Origin of the sequence: Alcaligenes faecalis (assembly GCF_041521385.1) — a bacterium.
GTDB lineage: Bacteria > Pseudomonadota > Gammaproteobacteria > Burkholderiales > Burkholderiaceae_B > Alcaligenes > Alcaligenes faecalis_E.
Genome location: NZ_CP168006.1, coordinates 126,644 through 151,963, shown reverse-complemented (window position 1 = coordinate 151,963; position 25,320 = coordinate 126,644). Strand labels below are relative to the sequence as shown.

25 protein-coding genes are annotated in these 25,320 nt (G+C 55.7%); 15 read left to right on the top strand and 10 right to left on the bottom strand.

The features are described from left to right. Position 1: 1 nt before the first annotated feature. The 3 genes from ACDI13_RS00720 to ACDI13_RS00710 all read left to right on the top strand — a co-directional run bounded on the left by ACDI13_RS00720 (position 2) and on the right by ACDI13_RS00710 (position 1,627). The gene (locus ACDI13_RS00720) at positions 2–598 is read left to right on the top strand and encodes a YigZ family protein (RefSeq protein ID WP_316988640.1); all 597 of its coding nucleotides are present in this window, start codon (positions 2–4) and stop codon (positions 596–598) included. A gap of 210 nt (positions 599–808) precedes the next feature. After that, complete coding sequence (locus ACDI13_RS00715; protein WP_316988639.1) at positions 809–1,339, top strand: redoxin family protein; 531 nt, start codon at positions 809–811, stop codon at positions 1,337–1,339. A gap of 24 nt (positions 1,340–1,363) precedes the next feature. After that, positions 1,364–1,627: a DUF2024 family protein gene (locus ACDI13_RS00710; RefSeq protein ID WP_316988638.1), complete on the top strand. Its 264-nt coding sequence runs from the start codon at positions 1,364–1,366 to the stop codon at positions 1,625–1,627. 63 nt (positions 1,628–1,690) lie between these two features. Here ACDI13_RS00710 and trxA read toward each other — a convergent pair whose 3' ends face one another. Further along, positions 1,691–2,071 carry a thioredoxin gene (gene trxA / locus ACDI13_RS00705; RefSeq protein ID WP_094196895.1) on the bottom strand — a complete coding sequence of 127 codons (381 nt, stop codon included), beginning with the start codon at positions 2,069–2,071 and terminating at the stop codon, positions 1,691–1,693. Positions 2,072–2,191: 120 nt separating this feature from the next. After that, positions 2,192–3,484 carry an NCS2 family permease gene (locus ACDI13_RS00700; protein WP_316988623.1) on the bottom strand — a complete coding sequence of 431 codons (1,293 nt, stop codon included), beginning with the start codon at positions 3,482–3,484 and terminating at the stop codon, positions 2,192–2,194. Positions 3,485–3,672: 188 nt separating this feature from the next. Here ACDI13_RS00700 and tsaD point away from each other — a divergent pair, with 188 nt between their 5' ends. Continuing rightward, positions 3,673–4,731 carry a tRNA (adenosine(37)-N6)-threonylcarbamoyltransferase complex transferase subunit TsaD gene (gene tsaD, locus ACDI13_RS00695; RefSeq protein WP_316988622.1) on the top strand — a complete coding sequence of 353 codons (1,059 nt, stop codon included), beginning with the start codon at positions 3,673–3,675 and terminating at the stop codon, positions 4,729–4,731. Between the two features lie 3 nt (positions 4,732–4,734). Here the strand turns inward: tsaD and plsY are convergent, their stop codons facing one another. Then, positions 4,735–5,376, bottom strand: coding sequence for a glycerol-3-phosphate 1-O-acyltransferase PlsY (gene plsY / locus ACDI13_RS00690; RefSeq protein WP_316988621.1), 642 nt, complete (start codon positions 5,374–5,376; stop codon positions 4,735–4,737). A 114-nt stretch (positions 5,377–5,490) separates the two neighbouring features. Here plsY and surE point away from each other — a divergent pair, with 114 nt between their 5' ends. From surE to rlmD, 4 genes are all read left to right on the top strand, one after another. After that, positions 5,491–6,231, top strand: a complete 741-nt coding sequence (surE, locus tag ACDI13_RS00685) for a 5'/3'-nucleotidase SurE (protein WP_316988620.1) — start codon at positions 5,491–5,493, stop codon at positions 6,229–6,231. Then, on the top strand, positions 6,228–7,052 hold the full coding sequence (locus tag ACDI13_RS00680) for a protein-L-isoaspartate(D-aspartate) O-methyltransferase (protein ID WP_316988619.1): 825 nt from the start codon (positions 6,228–6,230) through the stop codon (positions 7,050–7,052). Before surE ends, ACDI13_RS00680 begins: the two co-directional genes overlap by 4 nt. Before the next feature lie 23 nt (positions 7,053–7,075). After that, complete coding sequence (locus ACDI13_RS00675; RefSeq protein WP_316988618.1) at positions 7,076–7,900, top strand: peptidoglycan DD-metalloendopeptidase family protein; 825 nt, start codon at positions 7,076–7,078, stop codon at positions 7,898–7,900. A gap of 299 nt (positions 7,901–8,199) precedes the next feature. Beyond that, positions 8,200–9,510 carry a 23S rRNA (uracil(1939)-C(5))-methyltransferase RlmD gene (gene rlmD, locus ACDI13_RS00670; RefSeq protein WP_316988617.1) on the top strand — a complete coding sequence of 437 codons (1,311 nt, stop codon included), beginning with the start codon at positions 8,200–8,202 and terminating at the stop codon, positions 9,508–9,510. A 320-nt stretch (positions 9,511–9,830) separates the two neighbouring features. On the opposite strand, the gene ACDI13_RS00665 is transcribed toward rlmD, so the two are convergent. Next, positions 9,831–10,499 carry a TetR/AcrR family transcriptional regulator gene (locus ACDI13_RS00665; protein WP_316988616.1) on the bottom strand — a complete coding sequence of 223 codons (669 nt, stop codon included), beginning with the start codon at positions 10,497–10,499 and terminating at the stop codon, positions 9,831–9,833. 228 nt (positions 10,500–10,727) lie between these two features. Here ACDI13_RS00665 and ACDI13_RS00660 point away from each other — a divergent pair, with 228 nt between their 5' ends. The 3 genes from ACDI13_RS00660 to ACDI13_RS00650 all read left to right on the top strand — a co-directional run bounded on the left by ACDI13_RS00660 (position 10,728) and on the right by ACDI13_RS00650 (position 15,301). Further along, positions 10,728–12,140 carry an FAD-binding oxidoreductase gene (locus ACDI13_RS00660; RefSeq protein ID WP_316988615.1) on the top strand — a complete coding sequence of 471 codons (1,413 nt, stop codon included), beginning with the start codon at positions 10,728–10,730 and terminating at the stop codon, positions 12,138–12,140. 152 nt (positions 12,141–12,292) lie between these two features. Continuing rightward, entirely contained in the window at positions 12,293–14,743 is a 2,451-nt protein-coding gene (locus tag ACDI13_RS00655) for a penicillin G acylase (RefSeq protein WP_316988614.1), read from the top strand. 363 nt (positions 14,744–15,106) lie between these two features. Continuing rightward, complete coding sequence (locus ACDI13_RS00650; RefSeq protein WP_372373143.1) at positions 15,107–15,301, top strand: hypothetical protein; 195 nt, start codon at positions 15,107–15,109, stop codon at positions 15,299–15,301. A gap of 9 nt (positions 15,302–15,310) precedes the next feature. Here ACDI13_RS00650 and ACDI13_RS00645 read toward each other — a convergent pair whose 3' ends face one another. Then, positions 15,311–16,366 (bottom strand): CHAT domain-containing protein, encoded by a 1,056-nt coding sequence (locus ACDI13_RS00645; protein WP_316988613.1) that lies wholly within the window; start codon positions 16,364–16,366, stop codon positions 15,311–15,313. 336 nt (positions 16,367–16,702) lie between these two features. After that, a complete protein-coding gene (argH, locus tag ACDI13_RS00640; RefSeq protein WP_316988612.1) occupies positions 16,703–18,124 on the bottom strand; it encodes an argininosuccinate lyase in 1,422 nt (473 codons plus the stop codon). A gap of 104 nt (positions 18,125–18,228) precedes the next feature. On the opposite strand from argH, the gene ACDI13_RS00635 reads away from it, so the two are divergent. From ACDI13_RS00635 to ACDI13_RS00625, 3 genes are read left to right on the top strand one after another with little or no spacing between them, the layout of a single operon-like run. Beyond that, on the top strand, positions 18,229–19,581 hold the full coding sequence (locus ACDI13_RS00635; RefSeq protein ID WP_372372594.1) for a mechanosensitive ion channel family protein: 1,353 nt from the start codon (positions 18,229–18,231) through the stop codon (positions 19,579–19,581). Positions 19,582–19,600: 19 nt separating this feature from the next. Continuing rightward, positions 19,601–19,939: a P-II family nitrogen regulator gene (locus ACDI13_RS00630; protein WP_316988611.1), complete on the top strand. Its 339-nt coding sequence runs from the start codon at positions 19,601–19,603 to the stop codon at positions 19,937–19,939. 50 nt (positions 19,940–19,989) lie between these two features. Continuing rightward, on the top strand, positions 19,990–20,832 hold the full coding sequence (locus ACDI13_RS00625; protein WP_316988610.1) for an aldo/keto reductase: 843 nt from the start codon (positions 19,990–19,992) through the stop codon (positions 20,830–20,832). A gap of 88 nt (positions 20,833–20,920) precedes the next feature. On the opposite strand, the gene ACDI13_RS00620 is transcribed toward ACDI13_RS00625, so the two are convergent. Further along, positions 20,921–22,129, bottom strand: a complete 1,209-nt coding sequence (locus ACDI13_RS00620; protein WP_316988609.1) for an MFS transporter — start codon at positions 22,127–22,129, stop codon at positions 20,921–20,923. A gap of 50 nt (positions 22,130–22,179) precedes the next feature. After that, positions 22,180–22,755 carry a chorismate lyase gene (locus tag ACDI13_RS00615; protein WP_316988608.1) on the bottom strand — a complete coding sequence of 192 codons (576 nt, stop codon included), beginning with the start codon at positions 22,753–22,755 and terminating at the stop codon, positions 22,180–22,182. Positions 22,756–22,791: 36 nt separating this feature from the next. Between ACDI13_RS00615 and ACDI13_RS00610 the strand changes: the two genes are divergently transcribed. Further along, complete coding sequence (locus tag ACDI13_RS00610) at positions 22,792–23,526, top strand: pseudouridine synthase (protein WP_316988607.1); 735 nt, start codon at positions 22,792–22,794, stop codon at positions 23,524–23,526. A 15-nt stretch (positions 23,527–23,541) separates the two neighbouring features. Here the strand turns inward: ACDI13_RS00610 and ACDI13_RS00605 are convergent, their stop codons facing one another. Together ACDI13_RS00605 and ugpQ are read right to left on the bottom strand one after the other, a co-directional pair. Continuing rightward, entirely contained in the window at positions 23,542–24,396 is an 855-nt protein-coding gene (locus ACDI13_RS00605; protein ID WP_316988606.1) for a 23S rRNA (adenine(2030)-N(6))-methyltransferase RlmJ, read from the bottom strand. A 25-nt stretch (positions 24,397–24,421) separates the two neighbouring features. Then, a complete protein-coding gene (gene ugpQ, locus ACDI13_RS00600; RefSeq protein WP_316988605.1) occupies positions 24,422–25,177 on the bottom strand; it encodes a glycerophosphodiester phosphodiesterase in 756 nt (251 codons plus the stop codon). Positions 25,178–25,320 lie beyond the last annotated feature (143 nt).

Sequence of the window (25,320 nt, the reverse complement as noted above, 5' to 3'; positions counted from 1 at the left end):
GGTGGCTGTCTTTACCCTGTGTGAGCCCGCCAGCTTCGAGCAGGACATCAAAAAAAGCCGGTTTCTGGCACTGGCTGCGCCGGTAGACAGTGCCAGCCAGGCTTTGGCCTTTTTTCAGGCCAAGGGGGTACCCGATGCCACGCATAATTGCTGGGCCTACAAGATAGGGTCTGAATACCGTTTTAACGATGATGGTGAGCCCGGCGGCACCGCTGGGCGTCCTATTTTGCAAGCCATAGAAGGTCAGGATTGCGACCGTGTCGCCGTGCTGGTGATACGCTGGTTCGGGGGCGTCAAGCTGGGTACGGGCGGTCTGGTACGTGCCTATGGCGGCGTGGCTGCTCAGTGTCTGCGCCTTGCTGACAAGCAGGAACTGATTCCCATGGCCGCCTTGCGCTGCCGCTGCTCCTTTGCCGACCTGGCTTTGGTTCAATCCCGTTTCGACAGCTTTGGTGTTCAGGTTCAGAACGAACAGTTCGACGCTGAGGGCGTGCAGTGGGTATTGAATCTGCCGGTCGAGCATAAGGCGGAGTTTCAGCAGTCCTTTATCAATATGACACGCGGCCAGGGCGAATGTGAGCCCTTGGAGCAAGCGTAAGTCATTCTCTGTTCAGCCCAAAGTCCGCAATGGACCTCTTGCCGCCATCTGTCTTGATGGGGGTTTCTGGACGCAAAGGTATCTTTTCCAGACGATTGTCCCTTCGCGCCGTCCAGGCCGTGGTCATACTAAACACTTCCAATCCCCTCTAAGTCTGTATCCAGCCTGTGCGGGTATGATCGGGTTTAGCCAGCATTGCGGGTGTATGTCATGTCCTACGAGATCCATGCCAGTCAGTGGCTCAATACGAGCGCACCATTAAGCCTGTCATCCTTGCGTGGCCGCGTTGTGGTGGTCACTGCCTTCCAGATGCTTTGTCCGGGCTGTGTCATCAACAGCCTGCCGCAAGCCAAAAAGCTCGATACGCTGTTCTCGCGTGACGATCTGCGCATCATCGGTCTGCATAGCGTGTTCGAACATCACGACGTGATGGGCCCGGCCGCATTGCAAGCCTTCGCCCATGAGTACCGTCTGAATTTTCCCATCGCTATTGACCAGCCCTCAGACAGCGGCCCCTTGCCGCGCACCATGAAGGAGTGGGGCCTGGGCGGGACGCCATCCACCATTATTTTTGATCGTGATGGCAATCTGGCTTTGAAGGAGTTGGGCCATCTGGATGATTTGCGTCTGGGTGCGTTTGTTGGGCAGTTGATTGCTCGTCGCCCGACCCAAGAAAACAAGAAAGAGGGGATGATGGAAAAGGAAGGCTCGTCCTCTTGTGGGCCTACGTGTACCTATTAGGTGTTTTGCTGAAAAGGGTTTGTCATGAAGATTGCGGTGTTTGATACCTATGTTGTGCGTCCTGACGGGCGTCGTATGCACTTTGATATTTTGGTCAGCGACGATGCCAAGGATATGGACAAGGTCCTGAGTTATGGTCGGCGGTATCTCGAGGCTAAAGGGGTGAATGTAGAGAGTTTTACTGCACGCGAGTGCCGCTTTTGCCATACGGAAATGGCTTCGGCGCCGGTCGAGAACGAAATCAAACGTAGCGGTTTTGCGATTCTTGAATTGGAAAACTGCGAGTAAATTGAACGTATGCAAAAAAAACGCCAGACGGTTTGTCTGGCGTTTTTTCTGGGGCCGGGCTAATCAGGCCTGGTCAGGCTGCTGGTTTTGCTGGGCAGCAATTTCAGCGTGGACTTTTTCCATGTCCACGGCTTGGACTTGCTCGATCAGGTCGTCCAGTTGGGCAGCAGACAGGGCTCCGGCCTGCGAGAACAGCAGAACGCGCTCACGGAATACCATCAAGGTTGGAATGGAGCGGATACGCAGGCCCGCAGCCAGTTCTTGCTCTTCTTCGGTGTTGACCTTGGCAAAGGTCACATCGGGGTGCTTGGCCGCCGCGGCGTCAAAGACGGGGGCGAATTGGCGGCATGGGCCGCACCAAGGCGCCCAGAAGTCGATGATCAGGGGTTTGCCGTCTTCTACTGCAGCCTGGAATGTTTCTTCGTTCAGTTCGACGATGCTCATGGGGGAGCCTCCGCAATAAAAAAGCGGCTGATGGTGTTCAGCCGCTTCGTTAAACATGCAATCAGTGTACTCGTTTTCCAGACAGCCCTAAAGCGCCAAACGAGTTTAAGCTGCGCTTTTTCATTCCGTAGCGATGGCGTACTTGATCACAAACAAGATGGCGACAATCAGCGTGGCCAGGTGAATACTGCGCCAGCGGCCGGTTGTCAGTTTCAGGATCACGTAGCTGATAAAGCCAAAGGCCAGGCCGTTGGCAATCGAATACGTGAAAGGCATGGAAAAGGCCGCCAGAGCCGCAGGCACAGCCTCGGTCATGTCCTCCCATTCCACTTCAGTAATTTCACGCATCATCAAACACGCTACGTACAGCAAGGCGGGAGCAGTCGCGTAAGTGGGTACGGTTGCAGCCAGGGGCGAGAAGAACAGGGCCAGCAAGAACAGCACCCCAATGGTCAGGGCAGTCAGACCGGTACGGCCGCCGGCCTGCACACCCGAGGCGCTTTCCACGTAGGCAGTGGTACTGCTGGTACCCAGCATGGAACCGGCCACAATGGCGGTACTGTCGGCCAAAAGGGCGCGACCCAGGCGGTTGGGTTTGCCTTCTTCGATCAGCCGGGCACGTTTGGCAACGCCGATCATAGTGCCGGTGGCGTCAAATACTTCAACCAGCACCAGAACCAGAATCACATGGACAAAGCCGGTGTGCAGAGCACCCAGGATGTCCAGTTGCATAAAGGTGGGCATCAGAGAGGGCGGGGCGGAGACTACACCACCGAATTCGCTATGGCCGGTCAGCATGGACAAAATAGTCACGGCCAAAATGCCGATCAGAATCGCGCCACGTATTTTCAGCGCATCCAGGGCGGCAATAATGAAGAAACCTAAAATGGCATAGAGCGCGGCTGGTTGGGTCAGATCACCCAAAGTAATTTTAGTTTCGGGGTGGGCGACCACAACGCCCGAGTTCATCAGGGCAATCAGGCCCAGGAACATGCCGATACCGGCAGCAATCGCGCTTTGCAAGGATTTGGGAATGCCCCGAATCAGCCAGGATCGGATGCCTGTTACCGTCAGGATCAGGAAGATCACGCCGGAAATAAAGACCGCGCCCAGCGCCTGTTGCCAGGTATAGCCTAGGGAGGCGACTACGGTGAAGGCAAAAAAAGCGTTCAGGCCCATGCCCGGCGCCATGCCGATAGGCCAGTTCGCCACAAAGGCCATGATGAAGGTGCCCAGAGCGGCGGCCAGGCAGGTGGCTACAAAAATGGCATTGCGATCCATGCCTGTGGAGGACAGGATGTCTGGATTCACAAAAATAATGTAGGACATGGTCAGGAAGGTGGTAATACCTGCCAGGACCTCGGTACGAACGTTGGTGCCATGCTCAGAGAGTTTGAAGAGACGTTCAAACATGGGCAGCCTCCTTGTGATTATTAGGCGATCGGAGCTTGAGATTATCGATGCGGGATTTTAACCACGAGTGTGCCACGGCGTCGCCCCTCTTTGTCGCGATGTATCGGCACAACTTCGACACTATCGGCTTATTGTACTGAGGGGATAAATTCCTATTTTCCCCAATACAGCAGGCTAAAATAAGCGCCATGAATATTCTTGGATTTGAAAGTTCCTGCGATGAAACCGGTGTGGCGCTGGTCAGCACGGAACAGGGCTTGTTGGCCCATGCCTTGCACAGCCAGATTGCCATGCACCGTGAGTACGGTGGGGTGGTGCCTGAACTGGCCTCTCGCGATCATATCCGCCGTATCCTGCCTTTGACTCGTCAAGTGTTGGCTTCTTGCCATATGCAGCTCAATCAGGTCGATGCGATTGCTTATACCGCCGGTCCCGGTCTGGCCGGGGCCTTGCTGGTGGGGGCCAGTGTGGCGCAGTCGATTGCCTGGTCGCTGAAAAAACCGACGATTGCCATCCATCACCTGGAAGGCCACTTGCTCTCACCCTTATTGGCCGAACCATGTCCCGACTTTCCTTTTGTGGCCTTGCTGGTCTCGGGCGGTCATACCCAACTGATGCGCGTCGATGGCGTGGGCCAGTACGAATTGCTGGGCGAAACGCTGGACGATGCAGCGGGCGAAGCTTTTGATAAAAGTGCCAAGCTGATGGGCTTGGGCTATCCCGGTGGCCCGGCCTTGTCGCGGCTGGCCGAACAGGGCGACCCCAGCGTCTACGAGCTGCCGCGTCCCATGATGCACAGCAAGGATCTGGATTTCAGCTTCAGCGGTCTGAAAACCGCTGTGCTCACGCGCTTGCGCAAGCTGGAAGCAGAGCAGGGCGGCATCCAGGAACAGCAACGCGCTGATCTGGCCGCCGCGACCGAGGCCGCCATTGTGGATGTGCTGGCTGCCAAGGCCATCAAGGCTTTGAAACAAACGGGCTTGAGGCGTTTGGTGGTTGCTGGTGGTGTGGGGGCCAACCGCCACTTGCGAGCTCATTTACAAAAAGCCGTGGCGCGTTTGAAAGGCGAGGTGTTTTTTCCGCCGCTGGAATTCTGTACCGATAACGGTGCCATGATTGCGTTTGCGGCGGCCATGCGGGTCAAGCATGGTCTGGTGACCTTGGATGATCACCAGCATGGCTTTGCCATTCGGCCTCGCTGGGATCTGGCCTGCGTGAATCAGCCTGTCTCCCAGCAAGAACGTTAGTATTTATTTTTTCTTGGAACCGATCTTGCTTTCTTTGCCCGTCATCAGACGACGGATGTTCTCTTGGTGACGCCACAGCAAGAAAGCACTGATCAGGACCAGGGCGGTGGCAATGGACGCATTCATGGGCCAGACCACCCTGGCACCGAGCAGGTAAAACAAAGGGGCAAATACGGCACTGATGATGGCGGCTAGCGATGAGTAACGGCTGACATAGGCAATAATCAGCCAGGTGGCTGCGGTGGCCAGAGCCAGCCAGGGCAGTAGGGCCAGGATGACACCTAAGGCGGTTGCCACGCCTTTGCCGCCTTTGAAGCTCAGAAAGACCGGGTACAAGTGGCCCAAAAAGGCAAAAAAGGCGCTGACACCCAGTAACGTGGGTGTCCAGCCCCAGTAGCTGATGGCCTGTTGGGTCAGAAAGACAGCCAGCCAGCCTTTGAAGGCATCGCCCAACAAGGTCAGAATGGCTGCTTTTTTATTGCCGCTACGTAGTACATTAGTGGCTCCCGGATTTTTCGAACCAAAGGTGCGAGGGTCCTGCAAGCCCATGATTTTGCTGACGATGACGGCAAACGGCAAAGATCCCAGCAAGTAGGATAAAAGGGCGACCAGCGGTGCAGCCACAGCAAAAGAAACGGCGTTCATGAGGATTGAGCTCCACAATTATTGTTGCGCGGATTCTACCGGCCTTGCAGCAAAATACCAAAGGCAGCGGGTACAATTTGCTACCCCTGTTAGATTTTTAACGGAAAAGTAAGCATGCGTATTCTGGTCTCCAACGATGATGGCTATACAGCAGCCGGTATCGAGGCTTTGTATGAAGCCTTGCAAGGACTGGGTGAGCTGACTGTTATCGCCCCTGAGACCAATTGCAGCGGTGCCAGCAATTCCCTGACTTTGAATCGTCCCTTGTCGCTGCGCCAGGCCAGCAATGGCTTTTATTTTGTGAATGGTACACCGTCTGATTGTGTACACGTGGCGCTGACCGGCTTGCTGGATTTCCGCCCCGATTTGATTGTGTCTGGCATCAATAATGGCGCGAATATGGGTGATGACACCTTGTATTCGGGCACAGTTGCTGCCGCGATGGAGGGCCATTTGTTCGGCATTCCCGCGATTGCCTTTTCCCTGATCGAACGCGGCTGGAAAAACCTGGATAGCGCGGCGCGTGTGGCACGGGATTTAGTGGAGCGTTGTCAGAAACAGCCGCTGGCTGCCAATACCTTGTTGAATGTAAATATTCCTTGCCTGTCATACGATGCCCTGACGGGGACGCAAGTGACGCGGCTGGGCAAACGCCACCCCTCGGAGCCGGTGGTGAAAAGCCAGACCCCCTATGGCGAGCCCGTGTACTGGATTGGTCGTGTAGGGGGAGTCTCTGATAGCGAACAGGGAACGGATTTTGGAGCGGTTGAACGTGGCGCGGTGTCGATTACTCCCTTGCGGGCGGATTTGACCAATCATGAGCAACTGGCTGGTTTGCGGGATTGGGTGCGATGACGAACAAACCCGGCAAACGCTATCCTTTTGCGGATGGGACACGAAACCGGTTTGGCAAGTCCAGCCTGGGCAGTGGGCTGTCTGCCAGCAACAGCAATACGCGTATCGTGCAACGGGGGCAGTTACAACCGACACCGTCGGTGCATTTGTCACAGCAAGTGTCAACAAGTGTCAATCTGGGTTTGAACTCGGAACGCTCGCGTGGCATGATGATTGAGCGCCTACGACGACAAGGAATTACCGACGAACGGGTGTTGGCCGCCATGCAGGCCGTACCTCGTCATCAGTTTGTTGATCAGGGTTTGGCCAGTCGGGCCTATGAAGATGACGCTTTGCCTATTGGCTTTGCGCAGACCATCTCCCAGCCTTGGGTTGTGGCCCATATGATCAGCTTGGTATGTGACCAGAAAGTACCGAATAAAGTGTTGGAAGTGGGCGCTGGTTGTGGTTATCAGGCGGCTGTTTTGGCACAATTGGTCAAAGAAGTCTATGCCGTGGAGCGCATCAAAGGTTTGTGCGATATGGCACGTGATCACATGCGTCAATTAGGCCTGTCGCAACGGGCGCGAATAATGTTTGGTGACGGAATGCAAGGTTATCCTGCTGCTGCACCATATGATGCTATTGTTGTGGCGGCAGCCGGTCCGGTCATTCCCAGAACCTTATTGGAACAATTAACATTGGGGGGGAGGCTGATCGCCCCTGAAGGCACAACGCAACAGCGCCTGGTTTTGGTGGAACGCACCGGACAGGCCACATGGCGTCGTGAAGAACTTGATGCGGTTCGCTTCGTGCCGATGCGAGCCGGAACCCAGATTTAGTCAGATATTCTCAGGAGATTTATATGCAGCATGCAGTCAGGTTACCGTTAACCGCTGCTTCCACCGGTACACAGTGGTTCTTGACGCCCCGTCAGTGCCTGGTGGCGGCTGTGGTCACCAGTACCCTGCTGGCTGGTTGTGCAAGCCGTAACGAGCGTGCCCCAGTCACTGACCTGAGTTCTTCTTCGGCGGCGGGCAGCGTCAGCACGGCGACGGGTACCTATGTGGTCCGTCCTGGCGATACGCTTTACAAAATCGCCCAGGCGCACGGCATGGACGTGAACTCGCTGATCCAGTTGAACCAGATTACCGATCCTTCCATGCTGCGCGTGGGTCAAACCTTGCGTCTGGATGGCAATACCTCGATGGCGGCAGTCAACACTCGCCCAGCCGGTAGCGGTAGCACACAGACCTCGCCCGTCAGCCCGGCCACTCCAGTCAAGACTGAAACGCCCGTGTCTGCGCCTCGCGCCAGCGACGCGGCCCTGATCGCCTGGGGTTGGCCTGCCAGTGGCAAGATCATTCAGGGTTTCAATGCGTCGACCAAGGGTATTGATATTGAAGGCAAGGTGGGTGATCCCGTGGTTGCCGCTGCGGATGGCAAAGTCATGTATGCCGGTAATGGTGTGCGTGGTTTAGGTTCGATGGTGTTGGTCGGTCACAGCAATGGTTTTATTACCGCGTACGCCCATAACAGTGTCTTGCACGTTAAGACGGGCAATCCCGTGAAGAAGGGGCAGCGTATTGCCGATCTGGGTCAGTCTGACACCACATCGCCACGATTGCACTTCGAGATTCGTCGTTCCGGTACGCCGGTCAACCCGATCTCGTACCTGCCTGCGCGTTAAGCACGGTCTATGGATTGACAAAAAAGCGGCTTTTGGCCGCTTTTTTGCATGCCGTGTTTGGTTTTTCGGTGCTCAATAACCCGTTTGATAGCGATGGCACCCCAGGTTTTGGCGTTATGCTCGCCAGCTAGTCCGGGTGGCGTGGATTGAATCGTTTTGTTGAATCGCTATTGTCGCGTTTTGCTTGTTTTTACCCGTTGTGCTGAATGCTCATTGTAAAATCAGCGATTCGCCATCGTTTGCAGCAATGCAAGTGCGCCATTTTGCCTGGCAAGGACGCTTATTTAGGTTTTTATCGAATGTCTGACGTATTGTTAATTGAATCGCTGGATCTGGAAGGACGCGGCGTCGCCCACAAAGAGGGCAAAGTGGTGTTTGTGGAAGGGGCCTTGCCCGGCGAAGAAGTGCTGGCCGAGACGGTGCGCTCCAAGGATTCATACGATAAAGCCCGCATGACGGCTTTGTTGAAAGCCTCGTCGCAGCGTGCTGAACCTCCCTGTCCCAATTTTGGTGTCTGTGGCGGCTGTGCCATGCAGCATCTGGAGCCCTCGGCCCAGGTTGCCGTCAAGCAACGCGTACTGGAAGACTCTCTGGGCCATATTGGCAAAGTACAGCCAGGCCGCGTGCTGGCGCCTTTGCACGGCCCTTACTGGGGTTACCGTTATCGCGCCCGTTTCTCCATGCGCTACGTGCCTAAAAAGGGTGGGGTGCTGGTGGGTTTCCGTGAAAAGAATGGCCGCTATGTGGTGGATATGACGGAGTGTCGCGTGCTGCCTGCCAAGGTGTCTGCCTTGCTGGAACCCTTGCGCTCCTGTCTGGCTGGCCTGTCGCGCCCGGATCGCCTGCCGCAGATCGAGCTGGCCATGGGTGACAAGATCACGACCTTGACCTTGCGCCATATGGAGCCGCTGACCAGCGAGGATATCCAACGTTTGCAGAGCTTCGGTCAGGAGCACGACATTAGTTGGTGGCTGCAGCCCAAAGGCCCGGAAACGGCTCATCCTTTGCTGCGTGACGATGCGGACAAGCTGGCGTACGCATTGCCTGAATTTGATCTACGCATGCCGTATCGCCCTACGGATTTTACGCAGGTGAACCACGACATTAACCGCAGCCTGATCTCGCGTGCCTTGACCTTGCTGGACGTCCAGCCCGAGCATCGGGTGGCTGACCTGTTCTGTGGTCTGGGTAACTTCAGCCTGCCGCTGGCACGCCGTGCCGCCGAGGTGGTTGGCATTGAAGGCAGCAGCACTTTGACCGAACGTGCCGGTGAAGCAGCTTTGGCCCACGACCTGCAGGACAAGGCAAAATTCACAACGCTGAATCTGTTTGAGGTGGACGTGCAATGGCTGCGTGATCTGGGTCATTTCGACCGCATGTTGATCGACCCGCCGCGCGATGGAGCCTTCGCGGTCGCCACCGCCTTGTCGCAGTTGGAAAAGCACGAGCGCCCCGAACGTCTGGTATATGTGTCCTGTAGCCCAGGCACCCTGGCTCGTGACGCCGGTGTATTGGTTCACCAGGGGGGTTACACGCTGGAATCGGCCGGTGTGGTGAATATGTTCCCGCACACGGCACATGTGGAGTCGATTGCCGTCTTTACACGCTAAGTACCGCTAGGCAAGCTTGATATAAAACGCCCTGTAAACTGGACAGAGCTTCAGTTTGTGGGGCGTTTTGTTTTTCCTGGGGGCTTTGTCAGCTTGTTCGCCCAAGGTGCTGCCGCTTTCAATCCCGACCATTTCGGTGGTATCACGTTTTAAAGGCTGGCTGAAGGGTCAGTCGCGTTCAGGTGCGTTTCTCGAGATGTGAGCATGAGCCAGCCCGTGTCCTTGCCAGGGAGGCCGGCAGCTATATGCTTTTTAGAACCACGTTTGAAGGCTAGGCTGGCTGATCGGTTTTGTGTGTTTGATTCAATCCGTTGCTGGTTTTACCGCTTGGTGGCAGTCGTCGCCGCTTTACCCGCATGGGCAATCAAGCCCTCATGTATCAGCTCCATCATCATCTTGAATACCTGCTCGGACTGCAGGTGCACAAAGCGTGGCAGAATCTGGCGCAGCATGGGTACGTCCTCGGCAGGCCATTGCTCCAGTTCGCTTAGTTCTTCTTCTGTGACTGGGCGGATAAGTCCACCGAGCTCGCCCTGAATCAGTCCATATAAAGCGGCATACCAGCCCACACAGGCGGCGGGGATTTCGACATCGCTCAAACCGCCATCGCGCAAGGCTCGGTATACCTGCTCAAGAACCAGATAGTCAGCTTTGCCGGTATTTAGAAAACGCTGCATTTGCTGAAAAGTCTGTGGGTGACCCAAGGCCAGCTCACGATACTGTCGGGCCAATTCATACAAACGTTCTGTCCACGACAGGCCCGTATCCACGGCCTGAATGCGGCCTGTCAAATAATCCGCCATCGCGCGCAGCAAGCCTTCCTTGGACTTGAAGTGATACAGCACAGCCATTGGGTCGCAGCCCACTCGCTCCCCCAGTTTACGTAAGGAAAAGCCGCTGTCTCCGGCTTCCTCCATCAAGGTGACGGCGGCGATGACCAGCTCGTCCTTATTCAATTTGCGTGTGCGCGTGGCGGGTGCTTGGGCCAATAGAGTTCCTTTGTCGAACCAGATAGGGGAAAGGGCAGATTTGCCAAGTTTAACTCTACAGAGTAGAATAAATTAATTCTACAGCGTAGAAGAAGATCGTTCCACCCCGTTTTTACAGCGCGGTGTTGATAACGAGACAGAACGGAACGCCGCGTTGACGGGGCGTCACCGGAGCATTCCGCTCTGTGATCCAGGCGGCCAACAGGCCGTGACAGACACAGGACATTTATGCTTATTTCTAAACCCACTCTTTTAAACGATGTTTCCAGCGCAGAGAGCTTGCTGGTCAGTAATCCCCGATTGTGGAACTGGCGACAAGGTCATCTAAAGGAGACCGTCGCGCCCGCGACGTATTACGAAGCATCGCTTGCCCCCTGGACCCGCTTTGACCCCCTACAAACCGACACGCAATGTGATGTGCTGGTGGTAGGTGGTGGCTTGCTGGGTGCCTCGACCGCCTTGCATCTGGCCCGTTCCGGTCTGGACGTGGTGCTGGTGGAAAAGGACAGTATTGGCTCTGCCGCTTCGGGTCGAAATGGTGGTCAACTGACTCCTGGTCTGGCCCGTTGGGAAGCCGCAGACATGATTGCCCATCTGCCATTGGATGAGGCCCGTCGCTTGTGGCGCTTTGCCTCGCATGAAGCCATGGATCTGCTCGATCAGATTGCTCAGGACTACAAACTGGATTTTGATCGTCGTCGCGGCCATTTGACGGCGGCGGTTCATGCTGGACATATGGGTGCTCTGGTCGAGGGGGCGGATGCCCGTCGCTATCTGGGTGATACCAGCGTGGAAATTGTGGGTAGCTACGAGTTGGAACAGGAAATCCGCTCGCCGCTGTATCACGGTGCTGTAGTCGATACCTTGGGTGGTCAGCTACATCCTTTGGCGCTGTTGCGTGGTCTGGTTTATGGCCTGGTTCAGCAGGGTGGCCGTGTCTACGAAGGCAGCCCGGTTGAGGCCATCGAGCAGACCGACAAAGGCGCTTTGGCTATCACTCCCGGTGGCACGATTCTGGCGCGTCAGGCCTTGGTGCTGGCCGTGCATGACACGACCTCGCAGTTCTTGCCTACGCAGTCCAATACCACCGTCCCGTTTTACACCTATGTGGGTGTGACTGAACCCCTGGAGTGTCCAGTCAGCGAGCTGCTGCCAACGGATCGCGCAGTCTATGACACTCAGTTCCAGATTGACTACTACCGCGCCGTGCGTCAAAACCGCCTGTTGTTTGGTGGACAGGGCACCGGTACCAGTTGGTCGCCTGAACGTATCAATCATTACTTGTTAGATCGTATTCAGACGGTTTTCCCGCAGTTGGAGCAGGTGCAGTTGGACTTTTCCTGGAGCGGGATCAGTGACTTCACCCTGAACGGGGCGACCGATTCGCGCAAAACCGAGGATGCGGTTCCCGTCTACATGGTGCATGGCTGGAGTGGCCATGGTGTGGCGCAAACCGTGCGCATTGGTAAAGCCATTAGCGATGATGTGATGGGGCGCAACGAGGACTTTGCCATGTTGACGGATATTACCCATCGCAGCATTCCGTTAGGTCAGCAGTTGTCGGGCCTGGCGATTCCCGTGGTCAAGGCCGCCATTGGCATGATGAGTGCCGTGAATCCGGGTCGTTTGGTGTCCTTCTAAGTTCTTCCTGTATGCCCTGGTCTGAGAGTCGGACTAGGGCAAGCCCCCACTTGTTTTAAAACCGGATTGCTTTACATTGTGATTTCCTATTTGTATTGGTTTCAATATTTTAGGTTCATAATAATTTTCGGTATCATAAAAAAGGGGCAAGTATGCAGAAAGGGCTGGTTCGTTCAGGGCTTGTGGTTGCTGGTTTGATGTTTGGCTTGGCGGGGGCGCCGGCATTTGCTCAAGTGCAGTCGGTGGAGGTGATGCGCGACAGTTATGGCGTGCCGCATGTCTTTGCCGATAGTCACTATGGCTTGTATTACGGCTATGGTTATGCGGTCGCCCAAGACCGGATGTTCCAGATGGACATGGCGCGCCGCTCCTTTGTAGGCACAACAGCCGCTGTTCTGGGCCCTGGCGATCAGGATGTCTACGTCAAGTACGACATGCAGGTGCGGCAGAACTTCACGCCTGCCTCCATACAGCGGCAGATTGCGGCCTTGCCCAAGGATGAGCGCGACATTTTCCGTGGCTATGCCGATGGCTATAACGCCTATCTGGAACAGGTGCGCCGTCGTCCTGAGCTCCTGCCCAAAGAATATGTGGACTTTGACTTCCAGCCCGAGCCGCTGACGGACTTTGATGTGGTCATGATCTGGGTGGGCTCCATGGCCAACCGCTTCTCCGACACGAATCTGGAAGTGACGGCACTGGCCATGCGTCAGTCTCTGGAAAAACAGCACGGCCGGGAACGAGGCCGCGCCTTGTTTGATGAGCTGCTGTGGATCAATGACACAACTGCTCCTACCACCGTTCCAGCGCCCGCTGCCGAGCCCAAACCACAGGCGCAAGCAGGGACGCTGAATCTGGCCCATGTTTCTCCACCAGTGCTGGCTGCCGAGCTGGAGCGTCAGGACAAGCACTGGGGCGGTCGTGGCCCGGACTTTGCACCCAAGGCCAGCAATCTGTGGAGCACCCGCCCCGAGCGTGTTCAGAGTGGGTCTACCGTCCTGATCAACGGCCCGCAGTTTGGCTGGTACAACCCGGCCTATACCTACGGTATTGGTCTGCACGGCGCGGGCTTTGATGTGGTGGGCAACACGCCTTTTGCTTATCCGATTGTTCTGTTTGGCACCAATGGCGAGATTGCCTGGGGTGCGACGGCCGGTCCTCAGGACGTGGTGGATATGTACCAGGAGAAGTTGAATCCGGCGCGTGCCGATCAGTACTGGTTCAACAATGCCTGGCGCACGATGGAGCAGCGCAAGGAGCGCATCCAGGTGCGTGGTCAGGCTGATCGTGAAATGACGATCTGGCGTACCGTACACGGCCCCGTGATGCAGTTTGATTATGATCAGGGCACGGCCTACAGCAAAAAACGTAGCTGGGACGGCTACGAAGTACAGTCCTTGCTGGCCTGGTTGAACGTGGCCAAGGCACGCAACTGGACGGAGTTTCTGGATCAGGCCAGCAAGATGGCGATTTCCATTAACTGGTACTACGCCGACAAGCACGGCAATATCGGCTATGTCTCGCCTGCTTTTCTGCCCCAGCGTCCGGCCGATCAGGACATTCGCGTGCCTGCTAAAGGGGACGGCAGCATGGAATGGCTGGGCATCAAGAGTTTTGATGCGATTCCCAAAGCCTACAATCCGCCCCAGGGTTATCTGGTCAACTGGAACAACAAGCCTGCGCCGGACAAAACCAATACGGATACTTATTACTGGACCTATGGCGACCGCATGAACGAGTTGATCAGCCAGTATCAGGACAAGGACGTCCATAGCGTGCAGGAGATCTGGGAATTCAATAAAAAGGCGTCCTATAGTGATGTGAACTGGCGCTACTTCCGTCCACATCTGGAAAAGCTGGCGCAAAGTCTGCCTGCCAGTGATGCTGGTCAGGCGGCGTTGATAAGCTTGCTGGCCTGGGATGGCATGGAACATGATCAAGCTGGACAAAATGCCGGACCGGCACGGGTGCTGTTCAAAACCTGGCTGGAAGAAATGTACAAGCAGGTCCTGATGCCGGTGGTGCCTGAATCGCATCGCGCCATGTATAGCCAGACGGGTTTTGCCACGCAGCAAGGTCCCAACCCAGGTTCGATCAACTTGAGCATGGGCACCAAGGTTTTGCTGCGTGCGTTGGCGCTGGAAGCCAACCCTGATCCCAAGCGTGTGAATGTTTTTGGTGAGCGTTCGTCTCAGGAAATCATGCACACAGCTTTGCAAAATGCGCAGGCTCGTTTGAGCCAGGAGCAGGGCGCTCAGATGGAACGTTGGACCCTGCCGACCTCAGTGCATCGCTTCAGCGACAAGAACTTCACGGGAACCCCGCAAACGACGTCGGGCAATACCTTTGCCTTTACGGGCTATCAGAACCGTGGCACGGAAAACAACCGTGTGGTGTTCAATGCCCAGGGCGTGGAGTTCTGCGATGCCATGCCGCCCGGTCAAAGCGGTTTCACCGACCGCAATGGTGTGCGCAGCCCGCATTACGAGGATCAGTTGAAGTTGTACGAGAACTTCGAGTGCAAGACGATGGATGTGAGCCACTCGGACATTCGTCGTAATGCGCAAAGCAGCACGATGCTGTTGATTCAGCCTCAGCCTTAACGTTGAGTGCGGTACCTGCACTGTGGGGCGGTGCCGCTTCTTCGATTGCTGTTGGGGGGGTAGCAGGCTTGGAGATGTCGTTAGTAAAGGTAGCTTGCCAGTATCAGCAGCTAAGCTGAGTACGAAGTCTACGCTGCAAATCGGGGCAGGCAGGATTGGAATTAAGTCGAAGCGGTATAAATGTATTGACTCAGGTTGATGCGACAGACGCCGCCAGATTTATCGGGCGGAAAATGACCCAAAGCGGAACTTCACAGGCTGATTCACAATGTCCGATGAAGGCTAGAGCCGTCGGTCAGGTTTTGCAGCCTAGTGACAGCTGTTGCCGTAACCGGCCATTCGTCAAACGACGACATCGCTGCCATGAACCAGGCAGTACACGAAGCCAAGGTGAAGCTGGCTGAGTTCCGTGGTCGGCATCAGTTGAGCTGTATTCACATCTACATTAAGGTGCCCTCTGTTTTTGCTATGGCGCTTGACCACCGGCTCAATGGAATCGGTGTCATTCAGCTGTACGACTGGGACCAAGAGAAGTACAGACCCACGGTCCGGCTTTGATAAACGCCCTCAGTCCTTGGGCTTGACCAGGATTAAATCAGACTCCTCAATCCCGCTACGTAGATGGAGTTCCGGCGTCGACTCTTCTGGAATTCCCTCGAGCATCAAAGCATTTTTAGCTTGCTTGAACGCATTGGGAATCGATTTACCAAAACCAATAGCGGAATAGAACTGCGAGGCAAATACACGAGCTGCCGTGTCTCCAATCTCCTGATTCATACCGATGGCCGCATCTACGTATTGGGTGCAGGCAGCCGCTTGGTTGTATGAATGGCATGTGTTAAAGAACACCAGCCGAACAGAGTCAAAAAGCTCAAAAGTACCAACTAGGCTTGCTAGAGAAATGAAGGCTGCATCACCGTTGCGGTCCTGCAGAACAAGCTCATCTTGGTTGGTGCCATGCCCGCTAAAGTGGACAACCGTAGGTCCCAGCTCATTCATGTATTGAAGAATGTCTCCAGGCCGTAATGCCCAACGCGACTCTAGTTTGACGGCATCGCGGTGATCTGAAAGACGAATTTTTTGCTGAATCTCTCGAACCTCCTCGTCCAAAAGAAGTCTGCGGTCGGACGCTGTTGCCGGATCAGTAGCGAAGAACGCGACCACAATCTGCTCGGGCAGTGCGCTTAACCGATCAACACGTGCAATGGTCTCGCGATGAAGTATCTCGTGCTGCGTCAGACTTGATTTCATCGTTCGTAGCTGCATCTGCTGAGCATCCTGCTGGCGCTTTTGCTCTTCATTTCTTTTTTTCAGAGCTTTCGCGTCTTCGCTGTCCAGCCTCCCTTGAGCCGTCCCAAGCTTTTTCTGCTCGTCCGCGATCTTTTTCTCTAGCTTAGCCACCTCTCGCTCATGTTTAGCTTGCTCTTCAGCATATCGACTAGCCTCGCGTAATTTATTTTGAAGAGTTGAGGTAATGCTGGTTTTGCTCGCGGCAGTTCTTGCAGCAAGGGATTTTTTACCTGCGTCGGCAGCCTTTTGTACCTCCTTTGCCTTTTGGTCCATTGCTTTGGCAATGCCATCCCGAATCTGGGTGACCTGACGCCGGTACATATCCACACTCATTTACTCTCTCCTCTATGGTGCCTAGGCAACTCAAAGTTGAATGGGCTAGTCATTCCTATTCATAGCACTCAAGATACTATATATATCAATCTCTTTGCTCGGCCGCTTTGCTACAGTGATCAGTCGGTCACGTTGCAAACATGACAGACCGCAACCGCTGCAAAACAGACCTTCAATTGCTTTTTTTGAACTTCTGCTCCTGGCTGAAAGCAGTAATCCAGTTTTAACTCTAACTCAACTGACAAAAACACGTCAGATCAAATCTGAGTCAATACCTATAAAAAAAGCCGCTCCTGAAACAGGAGCGGCTTTTCTTACTTTCAACCGAAGCTCTTATCAGCCTTGAGTACGATCCAGAATACGCTGCGCTTCGATACGCACACGCTCGGGGGCGGTGCCGCCGATGTGTTTGCGCGAAGCGACCGAGCCTTCCAGCGTCAGCACGCCAAAGATATCCGATTCAATACGGCTATCGAACTTTTGCAGTTGTTCCAGGTTCAGATCGGCCAGGTCGCAACCCAACTGTTCACATTCACGCACGGCCAAGGCCACGGTTTCGTGGGCATCACGGAAAGGCAGACCTTTCTTGACCAGGTAGTCGGCCAGATCAGTAGCAGTCGCAAAACCTTGCAGCGCAGCGGCGCGCATGGCTTCAGGCTTGACCTTGATGCCAGCGATCAGGTCTACAAAAATGGTCAGGGTGTCGCGAATGGTATCAGCCGAATCGAACAGACCTTCCTTGTCTTCCTGGTTGTCCTTGTTGTAGGCCAGCGGTTGGCCTTTCATCAAAGTCAGCAGGGCAATCAGGTGACCATTGACGCGACCGGTCTTGCCACGGGCCAGCTCGGGAACGTCGGGGTTTTTCTTTTGCGGCATGATGGAGCTGCCGGTGCAAAAGCGGTCGGCCAGATCAATAAAGCCAACGCGTGGGCTCATCCACAGCACCAGCTCCTCGGAGAAGCGGGAGATGTGCGTCATGATCAGGGCAGCAGCGGCGCAGAATTCGATGGCGAAGTCGCGGTCCGACACAGCATCCAGCGAGTTGCGGCACACATCGTCAAAGTTCAGCAGCTTGGCAACCATTTCACGGTCGATCGGGTAGCTGGTGCCGGCCAGAGCGGCTGCGCCCAAAGGCAGGCGGTTCACACGTTTGCGGCAGTCTTGCAGACGCTCGGCATCGCGTTGGAACATTTCGGCGTAGGCCAGCAAATGGTGGCCAAAAGTAACGGGCTGTGCCACTTGCAGGTGGGTGAAACCGGGCAAAATAGTGTCTGCCTGAGCCAGTGCCAATTCAGCCAGCTTGTGCTGCATCTGGGCCAGCAGGTCCAGGGCAATGTCGATTTCATTGCGCAGCCACAGGCGGATATCAGTGGCCACCTGGTCATTGCGTGAACGGCCGGTGTGCAGGCGCTTGCCCGCATCGCCAATCAGCTCGACCAGACGTTTTTCAATGTTCAGATGCACGTCTTCCAGGTCCAGCAGCCACTGGAACTGGCCTTGGGCGATTTCGTCCAGAATCTGGCTCATGCCGCGTTCAATGTCGGCCTTGTCCTGCTCGGTTATCACACCGACGGCGGCCAGCATGCTGGCGTGTGCCAGGGAACCCTGAATATCAAAGCGGGCCATGCGCTTGTCAAAGTCCACCGATGCTGTGTAGCGTTTGACGAGGTCAGAGACGGGCTCGGAAAAGCGAGCCGACCAGGCCATGGCCTTATTGGCGAACTGGTCTTGGGAAGAGGAGGGGGTGTTTGATGACATAGAGGGCAATTATAGTGGATTGGACGGGCTGACGCAGGTCATCCAGTCCCGCAGGAAACAGACGCTGTGCAGTATATTAGATAGTTTTCAGACTCTAGGAAACCATGCGGGCCCCTTTTTGGGGCTGGCGGGATAAGGAAGAATACATGGAGCAAGACAGTACCTTTGCCGATTTGTTGGGATGGCAATGGATCGAAGCGTATTTACCGCAGGATCGCTGGGTACAGATATTGGCCGGTTTGGCGATGCTGACGGTGCTGGTCTGGGTTGTCAGTTGGTTGACCAGTTCCGTTCTCTCGCGCCTGGTACGGCGTTTGCTGAAAGTGGCGGGTAAGGATGACTGGGCACGAGCCCTGGTGAAAAAGCGGTTTGTACGCCATGTGGGTTATGCCGTGCCTTTGCTGGTGGTCAGCTCCAATCTGAGCCTGTTGCCCTTGGCCAAGACTTTGCTGGAAGTGGTCGAACGGGTGGCCCTGCTGGGCTTTCTGGTCTTTCTCATCATGGCGATTGTCAGTCTCCTGGGGGCGTGGCAAGAGGTCTATGCCAATTCCAGCAAGGGGCGCACCAAGTCGATCAAGGGCTATGTGGAAGTGGCCAAGATCGCGGTGTGGGCCATTGGCATTATTGTCATGATCTCTGTCATTCTGGATCAATCGCCCGTTCTGTTGCTCTCCGGTCTGGGTGCCTTGTCGGCAGTGCTGTTGCTGGTTTTTAAAGACACCTTGTTGTCACTGGTGGCCAGCACGCAAATGAGCACCAATGACATGTTGCGCATCGGTGACTGGATCGAGATGAAACAGGCTGGGGCAGACGGTTTCGTGATTGATATCGCCTTGCATACAGTCAAGGTCCAGAACTGGGACAAGACCGTCACGACTATTCCCACCTACAAGCTATTTTCCGAGAGCTATCGTAATTGGCGTCAGATGTTCGAGTCGGGGGGGCGACGTATCAAACGCACCTTGAGCATTGATGCTTCCAGTGTTCGTTTTTTGACTCCGGCGGAAGTCGATAACTTGTCGCGTTTTGCCTTGCTGCGTGATTATTTGACGGAGAAGAAAGAAGATCTGGAACGATCCAATCAGGAGCTGAGCCGTGCGGGTATGGATGCGGTCAATTATCGCCGCCTGACCAATCTGGGTACCTTCCGTGCCTATTGCACGGCCTATATCAAACGCCACGCTGAAATCCATCAGGACATGATCCAAATGGTGCGCATGATGGACCCTACAACCGAAGGTATCCCTATCGAGGTGTATTGCTTTACCAATAAAACCGCCTGGGTGGACTACGAGCGCATCCAGGGCGATATTTTTGACCATATTCTGGCCGTGCTGCCTGAAATCGGCTTGCGTCTGTTCCAGTCGCCTACTGGTCGGGATTTAAGCCTGGGCTTGAGTCTGGCAGCCGAAAGTCATCGCCCTTCTTTGCCGGACAGTACCAAAGATTCTCTTTAAATTTGACGTGCGAGTAACCATGAAACAAATTACGGCCATCATCAAACCCTTCAAGCTCGATGAAGTTCGCGAAGCTCTGGCAGAGCTGGACGTTAACGGCTTGACCGTGACGGAAGTGAAAGGCTTTGGTCGGCAAAAAGGCCATACCGAGCTGTATCGCGGTGCCGAATATGTGGTTGATTTTCTGCCCAAGATCCGTGTGGATATCGTCGTGGCAGCCGATCGCTGTGATTCGGTTATCGAAGCCATTATCAAAGCTGCCCATACCGGCAAGATTGGCGATGGCAAGATTTTTGTGACACCGGTCGAGCAGGCTATCCGTATCCGTACTTCGGAAAGCGGCCGCGACGCACTTTAAGACGGCTGCAGTTGGGCTGGCGTGGACAGTCGTTATGGAAGGACAAGCGGATGCGATATGAAAAACTCGGTTCAGCACCGCGTGTTTCGCGTGTGGGCCAGGGCAGTTGGTATGTCGAGCAGGCCGATGGGTCGCAAAGCAGGGCGGCTTTCCAGGCTGGCTTGGACGCGGGCATGAACCATATCGACACCGCCGAGATGTATGGTGACGGACAAGCAGAAACCTTGATCGGTCAGGCTCTGCAAGGTCGTCGCCACGAGGCTTTTCTGGTGTCCAAGGTCTTGCCCTTTAAGGCTAGCCGTCAGGGCGTGATCCGTGCTTGCGAGGCCAGCCTGAAGCGTTTGGGTACGGACTATCTGGATCTGTATTTATTGCACTGGCCCGGCCAGGTTCCTTTGGAGGAAACCTGCGCGGCCTTTGACCGGCTTGTGCAGCAAGGCAAGATCAGGCAGTGGGGCGTCAGCAATTTTGACGTGCCGGATCTGGAAGAGCTGTACGACATCGTGGGGCCGGGTGAAATTGCCTGCAATCAGGTCTTGTATCACCTGAACGAGCGCGCCATTGAACACGCGGTCATGCCCTGGTGTCGAGAGCATAAGGTCAGCGTGGTGGCGTATAGCCCTTTCGGTCACGATGATTTCCCCGAGCTGGATTCTGAAGGCGGGGCCGTGTTGACCGAGATTGCCAAGCACTATCAGGCCACCGCACGCCAAGTGGCTTTGGCCTTTTTGCTGCGTGACCCCAATGTGTTTGTGATTCCCAAGGCATCGCGTGCGGCTCATGCCCAGCAAAATGCGGCCGCCGGAGATTTGGTGCTGCAGCCCGAGCACATTCAAGCATTGGATGCCCAGTTTCCACGCGGCTCCAGGCCCGCTTATTTACCAATGATTTGAATGCACTAAAAACGGCCCCAAAACCTTGGGTTAATCCAGGCTTTGGGGCCGTTTTCCATGAACCGTCGCTGTGCGACTGTCGCTTTGCTTAAGTGGCGAAGTAGGGCTGACGCTTGTTCTTGAAGTACAACCAGGCCAACGCCAGCATCACCACTGCCGAGATCGGCAGCGTCCAGGTATTGACCCCATACCAGCCATACACAGCCAGCACGCGGCCTGACGTAAAAGAAGACAAGGCCACACAGGTAAAGATGATGAAGTCATTCAAGGCCTGCACACGGCCACGCTCTTCGGGGCGGTAACAGTCCACCACCATATTGGTGGCCCCGATGAAACCGAAGTTCCAGCCCAGACCCAGCAAAATCAGGCTGACCCAGAAGTGCGGCACGGTCATGCCCAGCAACGCCACTATGCTGGCCAGTCCCAGCAAGAGCACGCCTGCAAAGGTGACGGGGATTTTGCCAAAGCGTTTGATCAGATTGCCGGTAAAGAAGCTGGGGCCGAACATGGCCAGAATATGCCACTGAATGCCCAAGGTGGACTCTTTCAGGCTATGGCCGTGCATGACCATGGCCAAGGGCGAAGCCGTCATCAGAAAGTTCATCAGTACGTAGGAAGCTACCCCAGCGATGACCGCAATAATGAAGTAGCTATTGGAGGCAATCACGCGCAAGGGGCGTCCGGTGTAGGGGATCTTTTCTTGCTGATTCCGTGTGCCCGGTGCCAGGCGCAGGCTAAAGGCGAAGGGCAGGACCAGGGCTGCTAATGCCGCCTGTGCCAGAAAAGCAGCAGCGAACGGGTGTTCCGGCCAGATGTCCTGGGTGTGGATAATGGTCTGGGTGGCGATAATTGCTCCCAGCAGCCCTCCGGCCATGACCCATGAAATGGCCTTGGGGCGGAAGGCATCACTGGCGTCATCGGCAGCGGCAAAGCGATAGCTTTGTACGTAAGAGGCATACAGCCCGGCCAGCAGCGTGCCCACACAGAACATGACAAAGGACAGGCTGTAAATCCCGGCGGCGGCCAGCAGGCCTGCTCCTATGCCCAGCAAGGCACCGATGATGTAGCCACCCTGGCGTCCCAAGCGGCGCATCAGAAACGCTGCAGGCAAAATGCCTACTGCCAGACCCAGGTTGAAAATACCTACTGGCAAGGTCGCCAGGTCCGGGCTGCTGGCCATTTTTTGACCAACCAGACTACTGAGCGCCACCACCAGTGCCGGATTGGCCCCGCCCAATGCCTGCATTCCAGAAAGAACAAAGGCGTTGCGGCGGCTTGGGTCGGCTTGCGTGGACATGGTTTGGCTCGGCATATAACTTTGTTTTATTAACTAATACTGAATTTAAGCTAAGCCAGTGTAGCACCGCGTGCCCAGAAGGCCGGCATAAAGGATTCAGCGACCAAGAGGGGTTGACCGTGCCGCCAGAAGACGGAGCAACGCGACAGAATCTGCTGAGCCTGTGGAACCGGCTCGCCGCTGGGGGACAGGGCGCGCTCAATCGTGCGGAAAAAGCTCATGCCGCGTGTCAAACGACAGCTTAAAAAGGCCGATCGTTGTATCTGGGCATCGTTATACAGCATGTCGGCCAGCGGACGGCTGCGTAACCGGCGCATACCCTGCCAGACACTGTGTGAAGTAGGCAGGGGCGTGAAGCTGCGGGCAATCACACAACGGACTCCGTCTACGGACATGGACACTTCTCGTATCCAGGCCAGCGTGCCTGGCGGCTTTTGAATCAATGCGGCTTCTTGTGGGTTCAAGCGGCAAGCGTATTCGCTGACCACTTCCAGATCGACTTTGCCCAAGCAGCGTAAACCAGCGGTTAGAGCGCCGGGACGGTGTAGCCAGTACTTTTGAACAGGAGTGGCAGAGGGATGAACCCGCTCATGCCAGGGTTTTTTTGTGTTGGGGGGAAATTTCATGTCCTGTATTATCGCCAAAGCCATAAAATAGCGCTCATGGAAAAAGAACGTATCTCAAAATTAATGGCCCAGCGCGGCATGTGTTCACGCCGTGAGGCGGATGCTTTCATCGAGCGCGGCTGGGTGCGTGTGGACGGTCAAATCGTCTCTGAATTGGGGAGCAAAGCCTACCCCAATCAGAAAATCACACTGGAAAAACAAGCGCGTCAGCGTCAGACCCAACGTGCCACTATCTTGCTGCACAAGCCCGTAGGCTATGTGTCGGGGCAAGCCGAAGCCGGTTATCGCAATGCGGTTTCCCTGATCGGTGCCGCCACGCAGTACAAGGGTGGTCGCGGCAGTCAACGCTTTGACCCGGCGCATTTGCGTGGGCTGGCTCCGGCTGGTCGTCTGGATATTGATTCCACCGGCTTGCTGATCCTGACTCAGGATGGTCGTATTGCGCGGCAGATTATTGGCGAAGACTCGGTCATCGACAAGGAATATCTGGTGCGCGTAACCGGCAAGCTGAGCGAGCGCGGTCTGGAACTGCTGAACTTTGGTTTGAGCCTGGACGGTAAGCCCTTGCTGCCAGCCCAAGTGTCCTGGCAGAACGATGACCAGTTGCGTTTTATCCTGCGCGAAGGCAAGAAGCGCCAGATTCGCCGCATGTGTGAACTGGTCGGCCTGAAAGTGGTGGGTTTGAAGCGTGTGCGCATTGGCGAGCTGGTGCTGGGCGATCTGCCTATGGGCCAGTGGCGCTACATGAAAGAGTCCGAGCGCCTGGCCTAACGGCAAAGGGGTGGTTTACAGCCCCGAATGACGAAGTTGAAAGCTGGCCTTGTCATCCTGGGCCAGCGTTTTTGTTAACCACGGCATGCTTTGTTCCAGAGCCTTGAGCAGCGTCCAGGGAGGATTGCTGATGAACAGGCCACTGCCATGCAAACCCAAACCATTTTTGGCTGGAGTACGAACCGACAGGCTGACATGCAGCCAGGGCGTATCCAGTTGCTCCAGCCTGCGCTGCAAGGTCTGCACTTCGGGCCGCTGCACAATGGGATACCACACGACGATACAGGCTTGAGCAAATCGCTTGAGGGCGTTCTTGACGCTGTTCAAGACCTGCTGGTAGTCGGACTTGGCCTCGTAAGAGGGGTCCATCACCACGATGGCACGTCGTGACGGCGGCGGTAGCAAGCGGCCCAACTGTTCAAACCCATTTTCCGGATACAGACGCACCCGACGATTGCCTTGGGGGAACAATTGCGCCACGTTATCGCTCAGGACTTCAAATTCGGACGGGTGCAGTTCAAAGCCGTGAAAGCTGTCCTGCGTGCGCAAGCGTTCCAGTGCCAGCCAGGGCGAACCGGGGTAGAAGCGCGCCAGGCCGTCCGGGTTCAGGTCGGCAATGGCATCAATATAGTGCTCCACCAGCTCCGGGTAGTCGTCCTGCTGCAAGACCCGATCCAGGCCGTCGTAGAACTCGCCCTTGGTTTGCGCCCAGTCGTGTTCCAGATCATAGATACCGGCACCGCAGTGGGTATCGATGATGCTGAAGGCGCTGTCTTTTTGAGCGTAGTAATTAAAGATATGCAGCAAGGTGGCGTGCTTGAGCACATCCGCGTGATTGCCAGCATGAAAGGCGTGACGGTAACTGAACAAGAGAAATCCTGATGTTGCGGTTTAATTAAAGCGTATCGGGGCGAATGGTGGTGACTTTATCCGTGAAGATGCCATTGCATCCCCAATCCAGCAGCTCACGCACCCGCTCGGCATCGTTCACGGTCCAGACAGCCACGGTATAGCCTTTTTGCCGAATTGCCTGAACCAAGGCCTGGGTGACGAAGCGGTCGTTCAAATTCAGCCCCATGCAGCCCAGCCGCTCCAGACGTTCGGGCCAGTCTGCCGGAACCTCTTCTTCAATCAGCAGGGCGCGGGGCAGGGTAGGGACCGCTTGTTGTGCTGCTTCCAGGGCCACTTCGGAAAAGGACGACAGCAGGGGCGGCAAGCTGGCCTGTGCCCACAACGCCTGGGCCGCCAGAGCAACCTGTCGCCCTGTTTCGGCTTCGTCCCCGGTGGTAGGCTTGATTTCGATATTGCTGTGAACCTGATTGGCCAGGGTAAAGGCGGCGATCGAACTTAATGTGGGGATGGGCTCTCCGGCGTAGGCCGAGGAGTGCCAAGCACCGAAGTCCAGGGCGGACAGCTCGGCCAACGTCAGCCTGGAGGCCAGGCCCTGCCCATTGGACGTGCGCTCCAGATCGTCATCGTGCAGCAGCACGGGAACCGCATCGCGGCTTAGTTTGACGTCGTACTCCATCATGTGAAAACCGTTCTGGGCACCGACCCGCATGGCGGCCAGGGTGTTTTCCGGGGCAATCCTGCCGGCGCCACGGTGGGCGATCAAAGCGGGGTAGGGCCAATGATGATTCAGTGAAGGCATGGCGGACTCGCAAGAGGCGTGATAAAAAGCCAATGTACTATTTTAACCGGGGCTGTACACTGTACGGTTTTCATATACGGTATATTTTCAGGCCGAGCCGGCTCACCGGCCTGATGCGCCACCCGCAGCGCCCTGCTGCAAGC